At 54.3% G+C, this 19,018-nt stretch carries 23 protein-coding genes and 1 pseudogene; 10 read left to right on the forward strand and 14 right to left on the reverse strand.

From position 1 onward, the window contains the following. Nucleotides 1–60: 60 nt before the first annotated feature. From porG to ADICEAN_RS05215, 8 genes are all read right to left on the reverse strand, one after another. Complete coding sequence (gene porG / locus ADICEAN_RS05180; RefSeq protein WP_040396305.1) at nucleotides 61–858, reverse strand: type IX secretion system protein PorG; 798 nt, start codon at nucleotides 856–858, stop codon at nucleotides 61–63. Beyond that, nucleotides 842–1,936 (reverse strand): DUF6089 family protein, encoded by a 1,095-nt coding sequence (locus ADICEAN_RS05185; RefSeq protein WP_009194487.1) that lies wholly within the window; start codon nucleotides 1,934–1,936, stop codon nucleotides 842–844. Before ADICEAN_RS05185 ends, porG begins: the two co-directional genes overlap by 17 nt. An 83-nt stretch (nucleotides 1,937–2,019) precedes the next feature. Then, nucleotides 2,020–2,895, reverse strand: a complete 876-nt coding sequence (locus ADICEAN_RS05190; RefSeq protein WP_009194488.1) for an NAD kinase — start codon at nucleotides 2,893–2,895, stop codon at nucleotides 2,020–2,022. 14 nt (nucleotides 2,896–2,909) lie between these two features. Continuing rightward, a complete protein-coding gene (locus ADICEAN_RS05195) occupies nucleotides 2,910–3,575 on the reverse strand; it encodes a CBS domain-containing protein (protein WP_009194489.1) in 666 nt (221 codons plus the stop codon). Then, nucleotides 3,572–4,342, reverse strand: a complete 771-nt coding sequence (locus tag ADICEAN_RS05200) for an alpha/beta fold hydrolase (protein WP_009194490.1) — start codon at nucleotides 4,340–4,342, stop codon at nucleotides 3,572–3,574. The genes ADICEAN_RS05195 and ADICEAN_RS05200 overlap by 4 nt, the downstream gene beginning before the upstream one ends. Beyond that, the gene (locus ADICEAN_RS05205; RefSeq protein ID WP_009194491.1) at nucleotides 4,339–4,944 is read right to left on the reverse strand and encodes an anthranilate synthase component II; all 606 of its coding nucleotides are present in this window, start codon (nucleotides 4,942–4,944) and stop codon (nucleotides 4,339–4,341) included. Before ADICEAN_RS05205 ends, ADICEAN_RS05200 begins: the two co-directional genes overlap by 4 nt. 5 nt (nucleotides 4,945–4,949) lie before the next feature. Further along, nucleotides 4,950–5,465, reverse strand: coding sequence for a CvpA family protein (locus ADICEAN_RS05210; RefSeq protein ID WP_009194492.1), 516 nt, complete (start codon nucleotides 5,463–5,465; stop codon nucleotides 4,950–4,952). Nucleotides 5,466–5,470: 5 nt separating this feature from the next. Beyond that, complete coding sequence (locus ADICEAN_RS05215; RefSeq protein ID WP_009194493.1) at nucleotides 5,471–5,929, reverse strand: GatB/YqeY domain-containing protein; 459 nt, start codon at nucleotides 5,927–5,929, stop codon at nucleotides 5,471–5,473. Nucleotides 5,930–6,026: 97 nt separating this feature from the next. Between ADICEAN_RS05215 and ADICEAN_RS05220 the strand changes: the two genes are divergently transcribed. Both ADICEAN_RS05220 and ADICEAN_RS05225 read left to right on the forward strand, forming a co-directional pair. Further along, complete coding sequence (locus ADICEAN_RS05220) at nucleotides 6,027–6,743, forward strand: pyridoxine 5'-phosphate synthase (RefSeq protein ID WP_009194494.1); 717 nt, start codon at nucleotides 6,027–6,029, stop codon at nucleotides 6,741–6,743. Between the two features lie 149 nt (nucleotides 6,744–6,892). Continuing rightward, the gene (locus ADICEAN_RS05225) at nucleotides 6,893–7,666 is read left to right on the forward strand and encodes an alpha/beta fold hydrolase (protein WP_009194495.1); all 774 of its coding nucleotides are present in this window, start codon (nucleotides 6,893–6,895) and stop codon (nucleotides 7,664–7,666) included. Here the strand turns inward: ADICEAN_RS05225 and ADICEAN_RS05230 are convergent. Continuing rightward, nucleotides 7,650–7,871, reverse strand: a complete 222-nt coding sequence (locus ADICEAN_RS05230) for a DUF2905 domain-containing protein (protein ID WP_040396306.1) — start codon at nucleotides 7,869–7,871, stop codon at nucleotides 7,650–7,652. The genes ADICEAN_RS05225 and ADICEAN_RS05230 overlap by 17 nt on opposite strands. Nucleotides 7,872–7,898: 27 nt before the next feature. Between ADICEAN_RS05230 and ADICEAN_RS05235 the strand changes: the two genes are divergently transcribed. Both ADICEAN_RS05235 and metK read left to right on the forward strand, forming a co-directional pair. After that, complete coding sequence (locus tag ADICEAN_RS05235; RefSeq protein ID WP_009194497.1) at nucleotides 7,899–8,642, forward strand: SAM-dependent methyltransferase; 744 nt, start codon at nucleotides 7,899–7,901, stop codon at nucleotides 8,640–8,642. A gap of 77 nt (nucleotides 8,643–8,719) precedes the next feature. Further along, nucleotides 8,720–10,027 carry a methionine adenosyltransferase gene (gene metK / locus ADICEAN_RS05240; RefSeq protein ID WP_009194498.1) on the forward strand — a complete coding sequence of 436 codons (1,308 nt, stop codon included), beginning with the start codon at nucleotides 8,720–8,722 and terminating at the stop codon, nucleotides 10,025–10,027. A gap of 234 nt (nucleotides 10,028–10,261) precedes the next feature. Here the strand turns inward: metK and hpf are convergent, their stop codons facing one another. The 5 genes from hpf to ADICEAN_RS05265 form a co-directional block, all read right to left on the reverse strand. Continuing rightward, entirely contained in the window at nucleotides 10,262–10,570 is a 309-nt protein-coding gene (gene hpf, locus ADICEAN_RS05245; RefSeq protein WP_009194499.1) for a ribosome hibernation-promoting factor, HPF/YfiA family, read from the reverse strand. Between the two features lie 30 nt (nucleotides 10,571–10,600). Next, entirely contained in the window at nucleotides 10,601–11,482 is an 882-nt protein-coding gene (locus ADICEAN_RS05250; RefSeq protein WP_040396310.1) for a tyrosine-type recombinase/integrase, read from the reverse strand. A gap of 91 nt (nucleotides 11,483–11,573) precedes the next feature. Then, complete coding sequence (rpsU, locus tag ADICEAN_RS05255) at nucleotides 11,574–11,768, reverse strand: 30S ribosomal protein S21 (protein ID WP_009194501.1); 195 nt, start codon at nucleotides 11,766–11,768, stop codon at nucleotides 11,574–11,576. 125 nt (nucleotides 11,769–11,893) lie between these two features. Beyond that, nucleotides 11,894–12,088 (reverse strand): 30S ribosomal protein S21, encoded by a 195-nt coding sequence (rpsU, locus tag ADICEAN_RS05260; RefSeq protein WP_009194502.1) that lies wholly within the window; start codon nucleotides 12,086–12,088, stop codon nucleotides 11,894–11,896. Nucleotides 12,089–12,267: 179 nt separating this feature from the next. After that, entirely contained in the window at nucleotides 12,268–13,449 is a 1,182-nt protein-coding gene (locus tag ADICEAN_RS05265) for an acyl-CoA dehydrogenase family protein (RefSeq protein WP_394330743.1), read from the reverse strand. 193 nt (nucleotides 13,450–13,642) lie between these two features. On the opposite strand from ADICEAN_RS05265, the gene ADICEAN_RS05270 reads away from it, so the two are divergent. From ADICEAN_RS05270 to ADICEAN_RS05295, 6 genes and pseudogenes are all read left to right on the forward strand, one after another. Beyond that, a complete protein-coding gene (locus ADICEAN_RS05270) occupies nucleotides 13,643–14,980 on the forward strand; it encodes a UDP-glucose dehydrogenase family protein (RefSeq protein WP_009194504.1) in 1,338 nt (445 codons plus the stop codon). Beyond that, nucleotides 14,973–15,938: a UDP-glucuronic acid decarboxylase family protein gene (locus tag ADICEAN_RS05275; protein WP_009194505.1), complete on the forward strand. Its 966-nt coding sequence runs from the start codon at nucleotides 14,973–14,975 to the stop codon at nucleotides 15,936–15,938. The genes ADICEAN_RS05270 and ADICEAN_RS05275 overlap by 8 nt, the downstream gene beginning before the upstream one ends. Continuing rightward, complete coding sequence (gene galE, locus ADICEAN_RS05280) at nucleotides 15,928–16,965, forward strand: UDP-glucose 4-epimerase GalE (protein WP_009194506.1); 1,038 nt, start codon at nucleotides 15,928–15,930, stop codon at nucleotides 16,963–16,965. The genes ADICEAN_RS05275 and galE overlap by 11 nt, the downstream gene beginning before the upstream one ends. Continuing rightward, nucleotides 16,958–18,016, forward strand: a complete 1,059-nt coding sequence (rfbB, locus tag ADICEAN_RS05285) for a dTDP-glucose 4,6-dehydratase (RefSeq protein WP_009194507.1) — start codon at nucleotides 16,958–16,960, stop codon at nucleotides 18,014–18,016. The genes galE and rfbB overlap by 8 nt, the downstream gene beginning before the upstream one ends. A gap of 230 nt (nucleotides 18,017–18,246) precedes the next feature. Next, nucleotides 18,247–18,684 carry an SRPBCC family protein gene (locus ADICEAN_RS05290; protein WP_009194508.1) on the forward strand — a complete coding sequence of 146 codons (438 nt, stop codon included), beginning with the start codon at nucleotides 18,247–18,249 and terminating at the stop codon, nucleotides 18,682–18,684. Nucleotides 18,685–18,727: 43 nt separating this feature from the next. Continuing rightward, a pseudogene (locus ADICEAN_RS05295) lies at nucleotides 18,728–18,964 on the forward strand (4a-hydroxytetrahydrobiopterin dehydratase); the annotation flags it as partial. Nucleotides 18,965–19,018 lie beyond the last annotated feature (54 nt).

The raw sequence follows: 19,018 nt of genomic DNA on the forward strand, positions 1-19,018 counted from the left end.
AAATCAATTGGCAAAGGTAATGAAATTTGAGCCTATCGGTATAGCAATCATTAAGTTTCTTTACAGACGGGACTTATTATCAAAGAGGTAAGGACAGGGTATGGTCCAGAAGGTATAGCTCAGCGAAATGCCGGTAAAGAAATACCAGTCTTTATGGCTGATATTGCCGTACTGAAAGTCTTTAGCCACATGCCCTTCCGGAATGGCCCCTGTGTTATCAATGTAATCGAAGAAGGTTTTGCGGGCGCTCCACTCCCCACTCAGGGTCCAGTAGGGGCTCAGGCGGTACTTTACCCCCAGGCCCAGGGGCACAACGGGCTGTACATTTTTGAAATCGGTGGTCTTGCGGCCCCGGGCATAGGCCGTGCCGGGCGCCAGGCCCTCCTGGTAGGGCTCATAGCCATGCAGCACCAGCACGCCCAGGCCTGCCACCAGGTAGGGCGACCAGCGTACCAGGTCCTTGGACGGATTCTTATAATCCAGAAAATTATACTCAAACAGCAGGGCGGCCTCGTTCATCCAGTTGCTGAACTGGCCGCGCTTGCGGGCTTCGCCAAAGGCATCGTAGGCCGGATCATCACTGCCAGCCAGCTTGCCCAGCATCACATTGGCCCGCAGGCTGGTATGGCTGCTGAGGTTGTAGCGGTACAGCAGGGCGCCGGCCAGGCGATGATTTTTCAGCTGGTAGGTAGGCACCAGATCGCCCACATAGTTGGTAGCGCCCAGGGAGACCCCCACTTCATGTATCTGCCCCTGCGCCAGTGAAGCGCATAGGAGCAAGGCCATAAAAAAAGGAAAAACCCGGGTGGGTTTTCCCTCTAACATCTTCACAATCCTGATCTTACCTGAATTTTGCATTCCTGATGTTCGTTCCAATAATGTAGGTCAACGAGAGGGTTGATACCAAATAAACGTCTTTATCGTCTTTACCGCGTATGTGATCCCTTCCGGCTGTGCCATAGCCATTGAGGTGAAGGTACTCGTTAGCGCCCAGGGGGTTGTTCCAGCTGTGGGTACGGGTTCCCTGAAACTCCACCATCTCCTGCCACAGTGCCCCATCTTCCCGAATCTCATTGCTCCGGTAGGCCATTAGGCGGGCCAGGTTGGCTACCCGGGGGTCGCCATGGATCTGGTCAAAATCTTCGGGGTTGATGTAATCCCCGCTTACGTCGTCCAGATAGTCGGTAAAAGTTTGCCGGTAGGACATCTCAAAGGAGAGGTCCAGGTAGCGGCTCAGTTTATAACGCACACCGGCGCCCACTGGTATGGCAAAGGCAAAATTGCTGTAACTTTTTCCTTCGGTCTGCAGGGGCTTCAGGGAGATCCACTCGCCGGGGTTGGCTGCATAGCGGGGGTCATTTACCTGTATTTCGCTGGGGCTGGTCACATAGTGCACATAGTCGGTATTGGGTACCCGGGCCTTGGGGTTGTGGTGGAAGACCGCTCCGCCAAAGAATACATAAGGAACCAGCTCCGGGCGGGTAATAAAGGTGCGCCCGTGTGCCTTCAGGTCAAAAACAAAGAGTACCGACAGTTCTTTGATGTCGTTGCGAAAGTGCAGGTTGCGCTGAAAGCGGTAGGTAGACTCATCGGTACCGGGGGCAAAATCAGAGGTATCATCATCGCCCCGCAGGCGGCCCCACATAAAGTTGCCGCGCATGCTAAAGGCTGGCCCCATGCGATACTGGGCCATAAAGGAAATGCCGGGGCGGGTAAAGCTAATATCGGTACTGGCAATGCGGTTCTTGGGCGCCAGGTCGCCAAAATAGTTGAGCGAGTTAATGCTGCCGCCTATGGAAATATAGCGCTTCTTGCGGTTGAAGGCATTGATGTTGCCGCGGTAATGCCCAATTGAGCCCCTGCGCTGCGCCATGACCTCTTCAGCACATACCACCAACAAGGCAAAAAGAAAAAGAAAGGCGTAAAGCTTCTTCATAAGCGGCAAAGTAAAAAACCCGGGACCAGACAACAATAGTGCTCGTTACACACAAAACTAAAAAAACTTCCTTAAAAAAATAATTAATTGCGATTATCCAAGCCCCAGTTTAACTTCTGGCGCAGGGTATCGAAGAAATTATAATCTGACAGCTTTACCAGCTTTGCCCTGAAGGCTTCTTTCCGTACGGCCATCTGCACACTGGCATCAACCGTTCGGGAGCGCGAATCCAGCGAAACCAGAAAGTGGTTGCTCCGGCCCTCGATCTCAAAGGAAATAACACTGTTATCTGAAACAACCATAGGCCGCACATAAAGGTTATGCGGGCTCACCGGCGTAACCACAAAGTTGTTGGACTGGGGCAGCACCAGTGGCCCGCCGCAGCTAAGCGAGTAACCCGTTGATCCGGTGGGTGTTGCTACTATCAGACCATCGGCCCAGTAGGAGTTCAGAAACTCCCCATCGATGTAGGTATGCACCACAATCATAGAGGAGGTGTCCTTTTTAAGGATGGTAAATTCGTTGAGGCCGTAATTGCGCCCCTCAAAAAGATCCTGATCGGCATCCAGGTGAATAAGCGAGCGGTAATCGTAGCTGAAGTAGCTGTTGTAGAGGGCATCTATCACTTCCCGGATCTTGTCTTTGGGCATGGTGGCCAAAAAGCCCAGCCGGCCGGTATTAATGCCCACTACGGGCAACTCCAGGGCGCCTATATAGGTGATGGTATCCAGCAGGGTGCCATCACCGCCCAGGCTAAAGATAAAATCCATGCCCTCCAGGCTATCTGTGCGGGAGAACAGGCGCGCATCCGGAAAACTCTCGCCAAAATTGTGCAGGTGCTTCTGAAAGGTTTTGGAAATAAACAACTCCGCTCCCCGTGCTACCAGCTCCTCTACCACCTGGCGCATGTAGGGGATGCTATCCGGGTGTACCGCTTTAGCATGCAGGGCTATCCTCATCTAAAAAAACAAAATTAAATTTCCAGAAAACGCATCAGCATGTCCAGTCGCTCCCGATCATTGGACATCACCTCGGTTTCCTGAAAGGTAGCAATAATCTTGTAGCCAAAGCGCTCCAGGGTGGCTATGATGCGCGATACGTCTTTTTTATTGATCTTGAGCGTAAGTTTAATGCGGCTGGGGTCTTGCAGGTCGGTGCCTACGCTGCTGAACAGGATCTTACCCCCTTCGGACTCAATCAGGCGGCTCACCTCGGCCATGGAGTAGTCTACCTGATTCATAGAAATGATCAGGATAGCGCCCGGGCTTTGTACGGCGGCCGTCTGGGCAAAGGCGGCAATGGTATCTTCCAGCGTAATCACCCCCTGAAACTGACCGTCGCCATCCAGCACCGCCACGGTTTGTACGCCAAACTCGGAGGCCACCCGGATCACATCATAAAAATGCTGGTTCTCATACACAAAGCAGTTCTTGTCTACCAGCGGAAGGCTGCCCACCGGTTTTTTCTGCTGGCTGTTCTCCAGAATGGCATCATCGCGCAGCAGGCCTGCATATACCCCCTGGCTTACCACCGGCAGCTGGCTTACGCGCAGCTCTTCCATCCAGTGCAGAGCCTTCTCGGCCAGATCGGACGGATCCAGGGGTGGTATAATGGGGTTTATCAGTTCGGTTGCGATCATGCAGGGCTAACGTTCGTCTGGCTCAAATAGTCACTCAGGATCTGGTTAAATTTTTCAGGATGCTCCATCATGGGGGCATGGCAGCACTTATCAATAAAGCGCAGCGTAGAGTTGGGGATGAGCCGGTTAAACTCATGGGCCACCATTGGGGGGGTAATGGTGTCGTTGAGCCCCCAGATGAGCAGCGTAGGCGCCTTGATGTTGGGAAGCTCCCCAGCCAGGTTGTGCCGCTGAGCCGATTTGGCTATGGACACTATGCGCATGCACTTGGGAATGCTCTTGGTGGTTTCAAACACCTCATCAACATACTCCTTGGTAGCTGTTTTTGGATCGTAAAACGTGTATTCCACACGCTCCTTGATATACTCATAGCTGCCCCGCTTGGGGTAGGAGCCGCCCATGGCATTCTCAAACAGGCCCGAGCTGCCGGTAAGCACCAGCCGCTCTACCTTATCGGGATGGGCCAGGGTATAGAGCAGGGCTATGTGCCCGCCCAGGGAATTGCCCATCACCGTCATGCGCTCCAGCTTAAAATGCTTTACAAAGGCTTCCAGGTGCAGCTGCAGGCCCTCCAGGTCGGCCTTGCGAATGGGCATCTCGTAAATAGGCAGCATGGGAATCACCACCCGGTACTCGCCTTTAAAACGATTTACAACACTTTCCCAGTTGCTCAGCGCCCCAAAAAGGCCGTGCAGGAGCAGCAGCACCTTTCCCTGGCCTTCGTCGATATACTGGAAATCTCCTTCCTCTTTTACAGATAACTTCATGTGTCTTGAATTTGCGAATGGCCCTCTCTGTGCGGGCCGGCAAGATGATTAAAACTAAGCCAATTTTTTAACAATGCCAACCCACCTTCTGTTAGAATGGCCTCCGGATGAAACTGCACCCCCCGGATGGGCAGGCTGCGGTGACGCAGGGCCATCAGCTCTCCAGAGGCGGTTTCGGCTATGGATTCCAGGGAGGGCGGCAGCTGGCGCAACAGCAACGAATGGTAGCGCACCACCTGCAGCTGGCGGGGCAGGCCGGCAAAGATAGGGTCCGGCTGGCAGACTATGGAAGAAATTTTGCCATGCATGGGCCGGGCCGCCTTGTGCAGCTCGGCGCCAAAGTACTCCCCCAGGGCCTGGTGCCCCAGGCAAACGCCCAGCACCGGTACTTTATCATGATACTGGTGAATCACTTCCATGAGGCAGCCTGCTTTGGCCGGCGTTTGCGGGCCGGGCGAGAGGATCAGGCCCGTAAAGGGGATCTTTTTGATCTCGCTCAGCGGCTGGTCGTTCTGTACTACCCGGCAGTCGGCCCCCAGGCGGTGCAGGTAGTCGGCCAGGTTCCAGGTAAAGGAATCGAAATTGTCCAGCAGCAGCACCATAACCCTTAGTCGGCAGAAGAGGGGGTAAAGAACCTGCGGGCCACCGGCAGCGCCTGCCCGATCAGGTCAAAGAAGGCCGGCGCCAGGGGGGCCAGCAGATCATAGAACCAGGATTGGGTGAGCATGCCGCCCGGCCTGGCCAGCTCCATGGTAGAGGCTACCCAAAACAGTACGCTGATGCCCAGGGCCCATTTCAGCACCCCCAGCACAGCGCCCAGCATGCTGTCTACAATGCCCAGAAAGGTAAGGTGCAGGGCTTTGCTTACCACACGCCCCATCAGGTTAATGCCCACCACCACCAGCACAAACAGAATAAAGAAGGCCACATAGGGCACAATGCTCTCGTGGATGTCTACATGCTGGCCCAGCCAGTCGATGCTCCACTGTAGCATCTTTAAGCCTACTACTATGCCCAGCACAAAGGCGATGATGCCAAATACCTCCAGCAGCAGCCCTTTGCTAAAGCCGCTTACTGCCCCCCAGATGAGCAAAAGTACAATGATCAGGTCGAGAGCGTTCAACTACCTTAGCCCATTTGGTTGAGAAGGCTTTTTACCATATCGGCCAGGGCTTTGCCATCGGCCTTGCCGGCCATGGATTTACTGGCGGCCCCCATGACCTTGCCCATATCCTTGGCGCCGGTAGCCCCAACCTGGTCAATGATCTTCTGCAGCTCGGCCCGCATCTCTTCTTCGCTAAGGGGCTTGGGCAGGTAGCGCTCTATCACGCGCAGCTCGGCCGCTTCTTTTTCGGCCAGATCGGTGCGGCCCTGCTCCTGATAAATGGAGAGCGCTTCCCGGCGCTGGTTGGCCGCTTTGGTGAGCAGCTTCAGCTCAGTTTCGGGCAGCATGGCGCCATCATGGCCTTTTTCGGTCTCGGCCAGCAGAATCAGGGATTTTATGCTGCGCAGGGCCCGCAGCTCGTCCTTGTCTTTGGAGCGCATGGCCGTTTTGATATCTTCTTCGATCTGGAGCTTCAGTGACATAAAAAGTTCGGTTTAACCCTAAAAAAACGTACTTTCGCAGCAAAGGTAGGGATTTCCGGCGGATACCGAAACCTTCCCTACGCAATACCCCCTGAATATGACCAAGCTGAGCGTTAATATCAACAAAATAGCCACCCTGCGCAACTCCAGAGGCGGAAACCGGCCCGATGTGGTGCAGGTAGCCCGCGACTGCGAGCGCTTTGGCGCCCAGGGCATTACCGTGCACCCCCGGCCTGATGAGCGCCACATCCGCTACAGCGATGTGCTGGCCCTGAAGGAGGTAGTGCAGACCGAATTCAACATAGAGGGCTACCCCGACCAGCGCTACATGGACCTGATCGAGAAGGTACGCCCGGCCCAGGCTACCCTGGTGCCCGATCCGCCCCATGTGCTTACCTCCAATGCCGGCTGGGACACCCACGCCAACCGCCAGTTTCTGCAGGAGATCCTGCAGACGCTGAAGGGCTGGGGCGTACGCACCTCCATCTTTGTGAATCCCGATGAAAAAATGGTAGAAGGCGCCGCCCAGTGCGGTACCGACCGCATTGAGCTCTATACCGAAGCCTATGCCACCGGATACCACCAAAACCGGCATGAGGCCGTAAAGCCCTATACCAACGCTGCCTATGCCGCCAAAGCACTGGGCCTGGGCCTGAATGCGGGCCACGACCTGGACCTGGACAACCTGGCCTTCCTTAAACAGGCCATCCCCTACCTGGAGGAGGTTTCCATCGGCCATGCCCTCATCAGTGATGCCCTTTACCTGGGCCTGGAAGAGACCATCCGGCGGTATCTGGCGCAGCTGAAGGATTGAGAACAGAAGGGGGAGGAAAGAAGTTAGAGGAAAGAAGCAAGAAGTAAGAATAGCGTCCTTTTTCAGTCTGGCCCCTGCTCCCAACCTCCTATTTCTTACTTCTTGCTTCTTTCTTCTTGCTTCTTTCTTCTAACATCTAACTTCTAAACATGACCCTTTATTACCGCGAAACCGGCCAGGGCCAGCCCCTTATTATCCTCCACGGGCTTTTTGGCGCAGGCGATAACTGGCTGAGCGTGGCCCGCCTGCTGGAAGAGGAGTACCGGGTAATCCTGCCCGATGCCCGCAACCACGGCCAGTCGCCGCACGATGCCGAGTTTACCTACAGCGCCATGGCCTCTGATCTGGTAGAACTGCTGGACGAGCTGGGCCTGCCCGACGCCATTTTTGTAGGCCACTCCATGGGGGGTAAAGCGGTGATGAACCTGGCGGTAAGCCATCCCGGGCGGGTACGCCAGCTGGTGGTGGTCGATATTGCCCCGCGCTTTTATCCGGTACACCACCAGACCATTCTACAGGCTTTTTCGGCGATTGATCTGCAGCAGCTCAAAAGCCGCAAGGAAGCCGATGAGGCCATGGCCGTCTACATCCGGGATGTGGGCACCCGGCAGTTTCTGCTCAAGAACCTGACCCGCTCCGAGGGCGGCCAGGGCTTTGAATGGAAAATAAACCTGCCCGTAATCCGAGAAAAAATTGAAAATGTAGGGGAGCCCCTGCCGGAAGGCGCTATCTTTGACAAACCTACCCTATTTATAGGGGGGGCCAATTCTGATTATATCCGTACCGAAGACGAAGGCCTGATCCGGCAGCATTTTCCGCAGGCAAAAGTGGTGAGCATAGCCGGCGCCGGCCACTGGGTGCATGCCGAAAAGCCGCAGGAAGTAGTGGCGGCCATGAAGGGGTTTTTCAGCGAAAACGCATGATCAGCCAGAGCACCAGCGACAGCAGCAGGCTCAGGACAAGGCTGGTGGCCAGCGGAAAATAAAGGGTAAACCCCTTTTTCTTCACTACAAAATCGCCGGGCAGGTGGCCGCCAAAGGGAAGCCGGTCAAAAAAGTAGAGAACCACTCCCGCCAGCAGCAGCAAGCCGCCCATAATCATCAGAAGTTTGGCAAGTTGAGTATACATATCTAATACCTTATACGAGCAGCCTCCATGCAAACACCCAAAAAGGGAAAACTTTTTCTACTGCCTACCCCCCTGGCCGACGATACAGCCGCCGCCGTGCTGCCCGCACAGGCAATGGAGCTCTTTAAAAGCTTGCGCCATTACCTCTGTGAAGAGGCCCGTACCTCGCGCCGCTTTCTGAGCAGCCTGCGCCTGGGCCTTACCATAGAAGAGCTGTCCATAGAGGAACTCAACAAAGATACTCCCGACCACCAGGTGCCGCACCTGCTGCAACCCTTGCTGGACGGGCACGATATGGGCATTCTGTCCGAGGCCGGCTGCCCCGGCGTGGCCGATCCCGGCGCCCGTGCCGTAGCCCAGGCACATGAAAAAGGCATACAGGTGGTGCCCGTGGTAGGCCCCTCCTCCATTCTGCTGGCCCTGATGGCCTCCGGCCTGGATGGGCAAAACTTTGCCTTCAGGGGGTACCTGCCGGTGCGCAACCCCGAGCGCAGCCATGCCATCAAAAGCCTGGAGAAGGGGGTACGCAGCGGCCAGACCCAGCTCTTTATGGAAACTCCCTACCGCAACAACCCCCTGCTGAAGGACCTGATGGCCCATTGCCAGCCCGAAACCATGCTGTGCGTGGCTGCTAATCTTACGGGAGCAGATGAGTTTATACAGACCCGCTCCATCAAACAATGGAAGCAGCAACTGCCTGATCTTCACAAGCAACCCGCAATTTTCATCCTGGGCAATACCCCCTCCTATAAAAAATCCGGCAATAGTTGAGAATTGCACCAGCTTTCTTCAAATTTGCGATTCACCCCCTGCGGGACTAGTACACGAGTTTAACCGAATCATATACCATGTCATATTTATTTACCTCCGAGTCTGTCTCGGAAGGCCACCCGGACAAGATCGCTGACCAGATCTCCGATGCCATACTGGACGCCATGCTGGCCCAGGACCCCGACTCCCGCGTGGCCTGCGAAACCTTTGTAACTACGGGTCTGGTAGTGGTAGGCGGCGAGGTAACCACCAAGGCCTATGTAGAAATTCCGGAAGTGGTACGCGAAACCATCAAGCGCATTGGCTACACCAAGGATGATTATAAGTTCGATGCCGAATCCTGCGGCGTAATGGTAACGCTGCACTCCCAGTCGCCCGACATTGCGCAGGGAGTAGACGAGGGCTCCAACAAAGAACAGGGTGCCGGCGACCAGGGCATGATGTTTGGCTACGCCACCACCGAAACCCCGGAGTACATGCCCATGGCCCTTGCATTCTCGCACCGCCTGGTGAAGGAGCTGGCCGATATCCGCAAGCAAAACCCCGGCCTGATGCCTTACCTGCGCCCCGATGCCAAAGCCCAGGTAACCATTGAGTATGACAACAACGACCGCCCCCGCCGGGTGCATACCGTGGTGGTGTCTACCCAGCACGATTCCTTTATCCAGCCCAAAGGCGAGGGCGCTGCCGCCCAGGCCGAAGCCGACCGCCTGATGCTGGAGAAGATCCGCACCGATGTGATCGAGCATGTGGTGAAGAAGGTGATTCCGGCCGAGATGCTGGATGAAAATACCATCTACCACATCAACCCCACCGGCAAGTTTGTGATTGGGGGCCCGCATGGCGATGCCGGCCTCACCGGCCGTAAGATTATTGTGGATACCTACGGGGGCAAGGGTGCCCACGGAGGGGGTGCCTTCTCGGGCAAAGACTCCTCTAAGGTTGACCGCTCGGCGGCCTATGCCGCCCGCCACATTGCCAAGAACCTGGTAGCCGCCGGCATTAGCGAAGAAGCACTGGTGCAGGTAGCCTATGCCATAGGCGTGGCCAAGCCCGTGTCGCTGAATGTGACCACCTATGGCAAAGCCAGGGTAGATATGTCTGATGCCGAGATCAGCCGGGTAGTAAGCCAATTGTTTGACATGCGCCCCAAAGCCATTGTAGAGCGCTTTGGCCTGAAGAATCCCATCTTTAGCCTTACGGCCGCCTACGGCCACATGGGCCGCAATGCCTATACGGATGAAGTAGAGATCAACCGGGTGGATGTAAAGGAGAATGGCAGCGAGCGCCATGAGGTACGCCGCCGGGAAAAAAAGCAGCTGGAGTTTTTCTCCTGGGAGAAACTGGACCACGTAGAGCAGATCAAAAAGGCTTTTGGCTTGTAGGATATAGGTAAGGGGTATCGGGTAGGGGGTACCTGCCTCGCCGGCAGGCTGGTGAGGTACCGTACCGCTGAAATCACCTTTGCCTAAAACACGTTCAAAATCCTTATAAAAAGAGAGGCCGCCCTGTTTCCGGGGCGGCCTCTCTTTTATGTAGGTAGGAAGGCTGAAAGTGCTTCTGTACCTCACCCACCTGCCGGCGAGGCAGGTACTTCATACCTCTTACCTCATACCTCTTTACGGCTGCTGCGGGTGGGCGGCCTGCTTTTCCTTCAGTTTGCGGATCTGGCGGCGCATGGCTTCTACGCAGGCATCAATGCCTTCTTCAAAGGATTTTGCTTCCTTGTTGGTGAAGAGTGAGCTGCCGGGTACAAATATCTTTAATTCCGTAATGCAGGTTTCTTCTGCCGTATTGGTCTTTTTCAGGTATACATCGCCAGATACTATTCTATCATAAAAGGTCTCAAGCTTATCTACTTTCTTCTGGATGAATTCGTTCAGGCGTTTGTCCTGATCCAGGTCTACATAATTGATGTTCAGTTTCATACTTCCACAAGTTTGGGTTAGTAATTCTATTTATGCTTTAGGGTGCGCCTGCTCAAACACCTTGCGCAGCTTCTCCAGAGAATTATGGGTATATACCTGGGTAGCTGCCAGACTGCTGTGCCCTAAAAGATCTTTAACGGCATTCAAATCGGCCCCTCTGTTGAGCAGGTGCGTAGCAAAAGTATGACGCAAAACATGGGGGCTTTGTTTTTCAGAAGAGGTAAAGCTGCCCAGGTATTTGCGCACCAGCCGGTACACAAACATGGGGTAGGCCTGCTCGCCCTTATCGGTTAAAATGAGGTAGGGATGGTCATCTCCGGCAAAGGCCGTGCTACGGGTGGCCAGGTATGTGCGCATGAGTGCCTGCAGCGGCCGGGCCATGGGAATTACCCGCTCCTTGCTGCGCTTGCCCAGCACCTTAATAACTCCCTCGTGCAGGTTTACATTTTGCACCCGCAGCTGAAGCAGCTCCGAGAGGCGTATGCCGGTGCCATAGAGCAGCTCCAGCACCAGGCGATCGCGCCAGCCCTCGAGGGTATCAGGAAAGGGGATCCCATCCAGCAGACGGTCCATTTCGGCTTCCTGCACAAAATGGGGCAGGCCCTTTTGCACCTTGGGCGCCCGCACCTTAAGGGTAGGATCCTGCTGAATGGCCTCCCGCTTCAGCAGAAACTTGTAATAGGAACGTAAGGTAGCCATTTTGCGGTTTACGCTGCGCGCCGACATGCCCCCCTCTACCAGCGATAGCACCCAGGAGCGAATGTTCTGATGGGTGGCCGCCGCAGGGTCCTGCAGGGCAAAGGTCTGGTCCAGAAAGGCTTGGTACTGGGCCAGGTCGGCCTGGTAGGCAGTAAGGGTATGGGCGCTGTAGCGGCGCTCGTAGGCCAGGTATCGGAGAAAATTTTCGGTCATGCGGCTGTGCATGTGTGCAGGACCAACTTAATCAATTTAAACAGAAAAAGCCCGCAAAAGCGGGCTCTTTTATTTGCTGGCGGCTATAGAATTATAGCTGCTCCAGTTGTTGCATTTGCTGGCGATAGGCCGCACGGATCCGTTCGCTACGGCGGGCAATCGAAGGTTTCTCGAAATGCGTGCGGGCACGCAGCTCTTTGAGCACACCTGTACGCTCGAATTTCTTCTTGAAACGCTTAAGCGCTCTGTCGATCGATTCGTTATCGTTGATGTTGATGACGATCATGCTTGAAACACCTCCTTTCGCAGTCAAAGTGCGCAAAAGTAGATTTTTCAAAAATGATTCGCAAGCGGGAAAGCTACAGGCGATAAAATAAAGGCTCACAGCGGGTGTGAGCGCTCAGCCGTCTACTACTGCTGCTCCTGCTGCTGCATCTTCTGGCGATAGGCAGCTTTGATCTTTTCGGTGCGGCGGGCCACAGAAGGCTTCTCAAAGTACTGGCGGGCACGCAGTTCGGTAAGCGTACCGGCTCTTTGAGATTTTTTCTTCAGTCTTCTCAGCGCTCTGTCGATCGATTCGTTTTCTTTTACATTTACTATTAGCATACCCACTATACGTTAGCGTTACAATGAATTTTTTCAGGGCACAAAGATAGCCCCATCCTTTAGATAAGCCTAATTATTTCGGAACAGTTCCGAAATTTTCTAGAAAAAGAGCCCATTTTAGGCCTCTCCGTTCCGGAAACGCCTAAAATGGGCCTGAAATTTTTACAAAAAGGGGGCGCCTATTTCAGCAACTGGCGGAAAATAACCAGTTTCTGGATCTCGGACGTACCCTCCCCGATGGTGCACAGCTTGGAGTCGCGGTAGTGCTTCTCTACCGGATAATCCTTGGTGTAGCCGTAGCCGCCAAAAATCTGCACTGCTTCCGTAGAAAGCTCCACGGCTACTTCGGAGGCAAAATACTTGGCCATGGCCGATTCTTTGGTTACCGGCTTGTTCTCGTTCTTCAGCGCTGCCGCCTGAAAGGTAAGCAGCGTAGCGGCCTCCAGCTTGGTGGCCATATCGGCCAGCTTAAAGGCAATGCCCTGAAAACTGGAAATGGGCTGGTTAAACTGCTGCCGCTCTTTGGAGTAGGCCACAGAGGCCTCCAGCGCCCCCTTGGCAATGCCCAGGCTTAGGGCTGCAATGGAAATGCGGCCGCCATCCAGGATCTTCATGGCCTGGATAAAACCTTCGCCTAGCTCGCCCAGCACATTTTCTTTGGGCACTTTGCAGTCTTCAAAAATAAGCTCGGTGGTTTCTGAGGCGCGCATGCCCAGCTTGTCTTCCTTGCGGCCGGCACTAAAGCCGGGGGTGCCTTTTTCAATCACAAAGGCTGTCATGCCGCGGGAATCACCCACCTCACCAGTACGCACGATCACCACGGCCACCTGTCCGGATTTGCCGTGGGTAATAAAGTTCTTGGCACCGTTAATAAGATAATGGTCGCCCATATCCTTGGCCACGGTTCTCATATTGCCAGCGTCAGAGCCGGTATTGGGCTCGGTAAGGCCCCAGGCGCCAATCCATTCGCCGGTAGCCAGCTTGGGCAAATAGCGCCGCTTTTGCTCTTCGCTGCCAAACATTAGAATGTGGTTGGTGCACAACGAATTGTGAGCTGCCATAGACAGACCGATAGCGCCGTCAAATTTAGACAACTCCATGAGCGCAGTTACGTATTCAAAATAGCCGAAGCCAGAACCGCCGTATTCGTGTGGCACCAGCACCCCCATTAGGCCCAATTCGCCCATTTTGCGAAAAAGCTCAACCGGAAAGTGCTGTTGATCGTCCCACTCCCGGCGATAAGGCTCAATTTCCCGGCGCGCAAAGTCGTTGATCATGTCAACAATCATGCGCTGATTTTCGTTGTAGTCGAAGTTCATGCCGGCCTGAGCCGCTTGGTGAAAAATAGTTTCTTCTGTCATCTTGCTAAAGTAAGAAAATAGCAGCAATTGGCAAACTAACATTCGTTCGTACCGTAAAAAGGAAACTCAACCCTTAGAACATAAAAATTTTGGTTTTATCGTTCAGAATCTGATAGCTTTGTAACAAAGCTTGCTTAAATAGTATTTAACCGCTTTTATTTTTTAATCAACCAATAAAATAATCCGCTGATTTATGAGAATTGCAGTAGTTGGCACAGGCTATGTTGGCCTAGTAACCGGAACTTGCTTTGCCGAAACCGGCAACCACGTAACCTGCGTAGACATTGACGAGCGCAAGGTAAACAAGCTCCGCAGTGGTAAGATCACCATTTATGAGCCAGGCCTGGATGTGCTCTTTGAGCGCAACATCAAACAAAAGCGTCTGGAATTTACCACCGATCTGGCCGAAGGCATCAAAGGCGCGGAGATCATCTTCCTTGCCCTGCCAACCCCTCCCGGCGAAGACGGCTCTGCCGACCTTAAATATATCCTGAAAGTGGCCGACGATCTGGGCCCCCTGCTGGATAAATACACCATTATTGTAGATAAGAGCACCGTGCCCGTTGGTACGGCCGAAAAAGTGCGGGACCGCATTGCTGCCAATGCTACTGTAGAGTTCGATGTGGTATCCAACCCCGAGTTCCTACGCGAAGGTGTGGCCGTGGAAGACTTCATGAAGCCCGACCGTGTGGTGATTGGCACCGAGTCTGCCAAGGCCCGCAAGAAAATGGAGCAGCTGTATGCGCCGCTGGTACGCCAGGGCAACCCGGTGATCTTTATGGACGAGCGCTCTGCCGAGCTCACCAAGTATGCGGCCAACTCCTTCCTGGCCACCAAGATCACCTTCATGAACGAGATTGCCAACCTGTGCGAACTGCTGGGCGCCGATGTAGACGCCGTACGCCGTGGTGTGGGTACCGACAGCCGCATTGGCAAGCGCTTCCTGTTTGCCGGTATTGGCTATGGCGGTAGCTGCTTCCCCAAAGATGTGCAGGCCCTGGCCCGCTCTTCTGATGATGTCAACTACGACTTCAAGATCCTGGATGCGGTAATGGATGTAAACCAGCAGCAGAAAACCAAGCTGATCCCGCAGGTGAAGGAGTATTTTGATGGCGACCTTGCCGGCAAAACCATTGCCATCTGGGGTCTGTCCTTTAAGCCCTATACCGACGATATCCGCGAAGCACCAGCCCTGTATAATATAGAGGAGCTGCTGGCTGCCGGCGCCAAGGTGAAAGCCTACGATCCGGAAGGCATGGAAAATGTGCGCGAGATCATGGGCGACCGCATTTCAATGTGCGAGAACATGTATGATTGCATTGATGGCTGCGATGCCCTGATGATCATGACCGAGTGGCCGGTATTCCGCACCCCTGAGTTTGATCAGCTGAGCGAAAAACTGAGCAACAAGGTGATTTTTGACGGCCGTAACCTCTACGAGCCTGAGCAAATGAAAGAACTGGGCTATACTTATGTAAGCATAGGTCGCCAAACGGTTAATCCAAAAGTAAAAAAAGCAGTACATGCCTAAGGAAAAAGTTTTAGTGACCGGAGGTGCGGGTTTTTTGGGCTCGCACCTCTGTGATCGCTTCATCAAGGAAGGCTATCATGTGATTGCCATGGACAACCTCATCACAGGCTCCATGGAAAACATTGAGCACCTGATGGGCCATCCCGATTTTGAGTACTACCACTGCGATGTGAGCAAGTTTGTACATGTGCCCGGTGAGCTCAAGTACATTCTGCACTTTGCCTCTCCGGCCAGCCCAATTGATTACCTGAAGATGCCCATTCAGACCCTGAAGGTGGGCTCACTGGGTACGCATAACCTGCTGGGCCTGGCCAAGGCCAAAGGCGCCCGCATGCTCATTGCCTCTACCTCGGAGGTATACGGCGATCCGCTGGAGCACCCGCAGAAAGAAACCTACTGGGGCAATGTAAACCCGGTGGGCCCGCGTGGGGTGTATGACGAAGCCAAGCGCTTTCAGGAAGCCATGACCATGGCCTACCATACCTACCATGGCCTGGAAACCCGCATTGTGCGCATCTTTAACACCTATGGTCCGCGCATGCGCCTGGATGATGGCCGCGTGCTGCCTGCCTTTGTAAGCCAGGCCCTGCGGGGCGAGGACCTCACCGTATTTGGCGATGGCACCCAAACCCGCTCCTTCTGCTATGTAGATGACCTGGTAGAAGGCATTTACCGCCTGCTGCTGAGCGACTACGCCTATCCGGTTAACATTGGCAACCCCTCGGAGATCACCATAGGCGAGTTTGCCGAGGAGATCATTCGCCTGACGGGTACCGATCAGAAGGTGATCTACAAGCCGCTGCCGCAGGACGATCCCAAGCAGCGCCAGCCGGATATTTCCGTAGCGCGCGAGGTGCTGGGCTGGGAGCCCAAGTACAGCCGTGCCGAAGGCCTGCAACCCACCCTTGAATATTTTAAGAAAAAGGTATTACAGAAGCCTCAGCTGAATGAAGCCTAAGATCCTTGTAACCGGCGGCGCCGGCTATATAGGCTCACACACAGCCGTAGCACTTGCTGCGGCTGGGTATGAGCCTATTTTGGTTGATAACTTTGCCAACTCATCGGAAAAAGTGCTGCAGGGCCTGGCCCAGATCCTGCAGTACAAGCCCGCCTTTTATGAGGCCGATTGTACCGACCGCTCCGCTATGGAGGCCATCTTTCAAAAAGAAAGCAACCTTAAGGGGGTAATTCACTTTGCCGCCTACAAAGCCGTGGGCGAGTCGGTGGCCGAGCCCCTCAAGTACTACCACAACAACCTGGATTCGCTGCTGGTGCTGCTGGACCTGATGCAGCAGTACGGGGTAGCCGAGCTGGTCTTTTCCTCTTCATGCACCGTCTACGGCCAGCCCGATGCGCTGCCCGTTACCGAGCAAAGCCCCATCAAACCGGCCAATTCACCCTATGGACGCACCAAGCAGATCTGCGAGGATATTCTGCAGGATGCGGTAAGCAGTGGCCGCAAGTTAAAAGCGGTAGCCCTGCGCTACTTTAATCCTGTAGGCGCTCACCCCAGCGCCCTCATTGGCGAGCTGCCCAATGGGGTGCCCAACAACCTGATCCCCTTTGTGACCCAGACCGCCGCCGGCCTGCGCCAAAAGCTTACGGTATTTGGCGAGGATTACAACACCCCTGACGGCACCTGCGTGCGGGACTATATTCATGTGATGGACCTGGCCGATGCCCACATCAGAGCCTTTGAGTATCTGCGGGATACAGCAGAAAACTCCTTTTATGATGTGGTGAATGTAGGCACCGGGCAGGGCAATACGGTTTTAGAAGTAATTCGTACCTTTGAGGCTGTAAGCGGCCAGTCGCTCAACTATCAGATAGGCCCCCGCCGCCCCGGCGATGTGGAAAAGGTATGGGCCGATGTAGGCAAAGCCAACAAGGTACTTGGCTGGCAGACCCAACACTCGCTGGAAGATGCCCTGCGGGACTCCTGGCGCTGGCAGCAAAAGATAACAGCTGAACAGAAAAATGGATAAGCACATCCTCATTACCGGCGGCGCCGGCTTTATAGGGTCCCATGTGGTGCGCCTGTTTGTGACCAGGTATCCCCGGTACCGCATCATCAACCTGGATGCCCTTACCTATGCGGGCAACCTGGAGAATCTCAAAGACATTGAAGAGCGGGAAAATTACCAGTTTGTAAAGGCCGATATCTGCGATGCCGGAGAGATGAACCGGATCTTTGCGGAATATGGGATTACCGATGTTATTCACCTGGCGGCCGAATCGCATGTAGACCGCTCCATTGCCGACCCCATGGCCTTTATCATGACCAATGTGGTAGGCACGGTTAACCTGCTGAATGCCGCCCGCATGGCCTGGCAGGGCGAATATGAGAAGCACCGCTTTTATCATGTAAGCACCGATGAGGTGTACGGCTCCCTGCACGATGGCGGCTATTTTGTAGAGACCACCCCTTACGATCCGCAGTCGCCCTACTCGGCCTCCAAGGCTTCATCCGACCATTTTGTGCGGGCCTATGCCAATACGTACGGCATGCAAACGGTGATCAGCAACTGCTCCAACAACTATGGGCCAAATCACTTCCCGGAAAAGCTCATTCCCCTCTGCATCCACAACATCAAAAGCAATAAACCCCTGCCCATTTACGGCAAGGGCGAAAATGTGCGGGATTGGCTCTATGTGGTAGACCACGCCCGGGCCATTGATGTGGTATTCCACAAAGGGGCCAGCGGCGAAACCTACAACATTGGCGGCTTCAACGAGTGGAAGAATATTGACATTGTACGCCTGCTCTGCCAGGTAATGGACCGCAAGCTGGGCCGCCCCGAAGGGGAGTCCGAAAAGCTCATCACCTTTGTAAAAGACCGGGCCGGCCATGACCTGCGCTACGCCATCGATGCCAGCAAGATCATGCATGAACTGGGCTGGCAGCCCTCCCTGCAGTTTGAAGAGGGCATTGAAAAAACCGTAGACTGGTACCTGCAAAATGAGGAGTGGCTCACCCACGTAACCTCCGGCAGCTATCAGGATTATTACAGCCAGCAGTACGAGGGGAGAGGTTAGAGGTTAGAGGTTAGAAGCTAGAAGATAGAAGCTAGAAGATAGAAGGGTCTGGTGGGGAGAAACCATCAGGCCTTTTTCATTTATAACCAAAAATGCCCAATTTGTGTCTATAGGCTAGAATAGGCCGCCAGTGGAGCTAAGATCCATTGTTCAATGTTCATTGTTCATTGTTCATTGTTCAATGTTCATTGTCTAACTTCTAACTTCTATCCTCTAACCTCTTCAAAACCATGAAGCTTATTCTGCAAACCGACGTAAACCAACCCCTCCGCCAGGTTGCAGCAGGCTTTGGTGAACCGCTGCTCCGGGCCCTGGCACCCCCTTTCCCCAGGCTTAAGCTGCTGCGCTACGATGGCAACAAACTTGGTAATATCGTTATCTTCGAGCTGCACTTTGGCATAACAAAGCAGCGCTGGATCAGCGAGATCATTGCCGATGGCGAAAGCCAACAGGAGTGGTACTTTGTGGATGAAGGCCGGGAGCTGCCCAAGCCCCTTACCTACTGGCGCCACCGCCACCGTCTGCTGGCCCTGCCGGAAGGGGGTACCCGCATTGTGGATGATATCACCTACTCTAGCGGCAACAGCCTGCTAAACCTGATTCTTTACCCGGCCCTACTGGCGCAATTCCTGTACCGCAAACCGGTGTATAAGAAGTTTTTTGCCTAGCGTTTTTTCTATCCGTGATTATTAACCCCTCTTAACCCCATCCCCTATGTGGCAGGAACAAAACAACCAACTTACCCGCAGCTTCGAATTCAGCGATTTTTCCGAAGCCTGGGCCTTTATGAACCGTGTGGCCCTGCTGGCTGAGAAAATGGACCATCACCCCAACTGGAGCAATGTGTACAACAAAGTAGAGATTGCCCTTACCAGCCATGATGCCGGTAACACCATCACCGAGCGCGACCACAAGCTGGCCATGGCCATCGACAAGCTGCTGGCCTAAGCCTGCGTCCGTCGTGGCCCGACTCCCAGTCGTGCCACGACTCAACTATCCCTG

Origin of the sequence: Cesiribacter andamanensis AMV16 (assembly GCF_000348925.1) — a bacterium.
GTDB lineage: Bacteria > Bacteroidota > Bacteroidia > Cytophagales > Cyclobacteriaceae > Cesiribacter > Cesiribacter andamanensis.

Excerpts from the sequence above, each read along its gene's own strand:
- porG (WP_040396305.1), bottom strand. The coding sequence starts at position 858 with ATGCAAAATTCAGGTAAGATCAGGATTGTGAAGATGTTAGAGGGAAAA.
- ADICEAN_RS05185 (WP_009194487.1), bottom strand. The coding sequence starts at position 1,936 with ATGAAGAAGCTTTACGCCTTTCTTTTTCTTTTTGCCTTGTTGGTGGTA.
- ADICEAN_RS05190 (WP_009194488.1), bottom strand. The coding sequence starts at position 2,895 with ATGAGGATAGCCCTGCATGCTAAAGCGGTACACCCGGATAGCATCCCC.
- ADICEAN_RS05195 (WP_009194489.1), bottom strand. The coding sequence starts at position 3,575 with ATGATCGCAACCGAACTGATAAACCCCATTATACCACCCCTGGATCCG.
- ADICEAN_RS05200 (WP_009194490.1), bottom strand. The coding sequence starts at position 4,342 with ATGAAGTTATCTGTAAAAGAGGAAGGAGATTTCCAGTATATCGACGAA.
- ADICEAN_RS05205 (WP_009194491.1), bottom strand. The coding sequence starts at position 4,944 with ATGGTGCTGCTGCTGGACAATTTCGATTCCTTTACCTGGAACCTGGCC.
- ADICEAN_RS05215 (WP_009194493.1), bottom strand. The coding sequence starts at position 5,929 with ATGTCACTGAAGCTCCAGATCGAAGAAGATATCAAAACGGCCATGCGC.
- ADICEAN_RS05220 (WP_009194494.1), top strand. The coding sequence starts at position 6,027 with ATGACCAAGCTGAGCGTTAATATCAACAAAATAGCCACCCTGCGCAAC.
- ADICEAN_RS05225 (WP_009194495.1), top strand. The coding sequence starts at position 6,893 with ATGACCCTTTATTACCGCGAAACCGGCCAGGGCCAGCCCCTTATTATC.
- ADICEAN_RS05230 (WP_040396306.1), bottom strand. The coding sequence starts at position 7,871 with ATGTATACTCAACTTGCCAAACTTCTGATGATTATGGGCGGCTTGCTG.
- ADICEAN_RS05235 (WP_009194497.1), top strand. The coding sequence starts at position 7,899 with ATGCAAACACCCAAAAAGGGAAAACTTTTTCTACTGCCTACCCCCCTG.
- metK (WP_009194498.1), top strand. The coding sequence starts at position 8,720 with ATGTCATATTTATTTACCTCCGAGTCTGTCTCGGAAGGCCACCCGGAC.
- hpf (WP_009194499.1), bottom strand. The coding sequence starts at position 10,570 with ATGAAACTGAACATCAATTATGTAGACCTGGATCAGGACAAACGCCTG.
- ADICEAN_RS05250 (WP_040396310.1), bottom strand. The coding sequence starts at position 11,482 with ATGACCGAAAATTTTCTCCGATACCTGGCCTACGAGCGCCGCTACAGC.
- rpsU (WP_009194501.1), bottom strand. The coding sequence starts at position 11,768 with ATGATCGTCATCAACATCAACGATAACGAATCGATCGACAGAGCGCTT.
- rpsU (WP_009194502.1), bottom strand. The coding sequence starts at position 12,088 with ATGCTAATAGTAAATGTAAAAGAAAACGAATCGATCGACAGAGCGCTG.
- ADICEAN_RS05265 (WP_394330743.1), bottom strand. The coding sequence starts at position 13,449 with ATGACAGAAGAAACTATTTTTCACCAAGCGGCTCAGGCCGGCATGAAC.
- ADICEAN_RS05270 (WP_009194504.1), top strand. The coding sequence starts at position 13,643 with ATGAGAATTGCAGTAGTTGGCACAGGCTATGTTGGCCTAGTAACCGGA.
- ADICEAN_RS05275 (WP_009194505.1), top strand. The coding sequence starts at position 14,973 with ATGCCTAAGGAAAAAGTTTTAGTGACCGGAGGTGCGGGTTTTTTGGGC.
- galE (WP_009194506.1), top strand. The coding sequence starts at position 15,928 with ATGAAGCCTAAGATCCTTGTAACCGGCGGCGCCGGCTATATAGGCTCA.
- rfbB (WP_009194507.1), top strand. The coding sequence starts at position 16,958 with ATGGATAAGCACATCCTCATTACCGGCGGCGCCGGCTTTATAGGGTCC.
- ADICEAN_RS05290 (WP_009194508.1), top strand. The coding sequence starts at position 18,247 with ATGAAGCTTATTCTGCAAACCGACGTAAACCAACCCCTCCGCCAGGTT.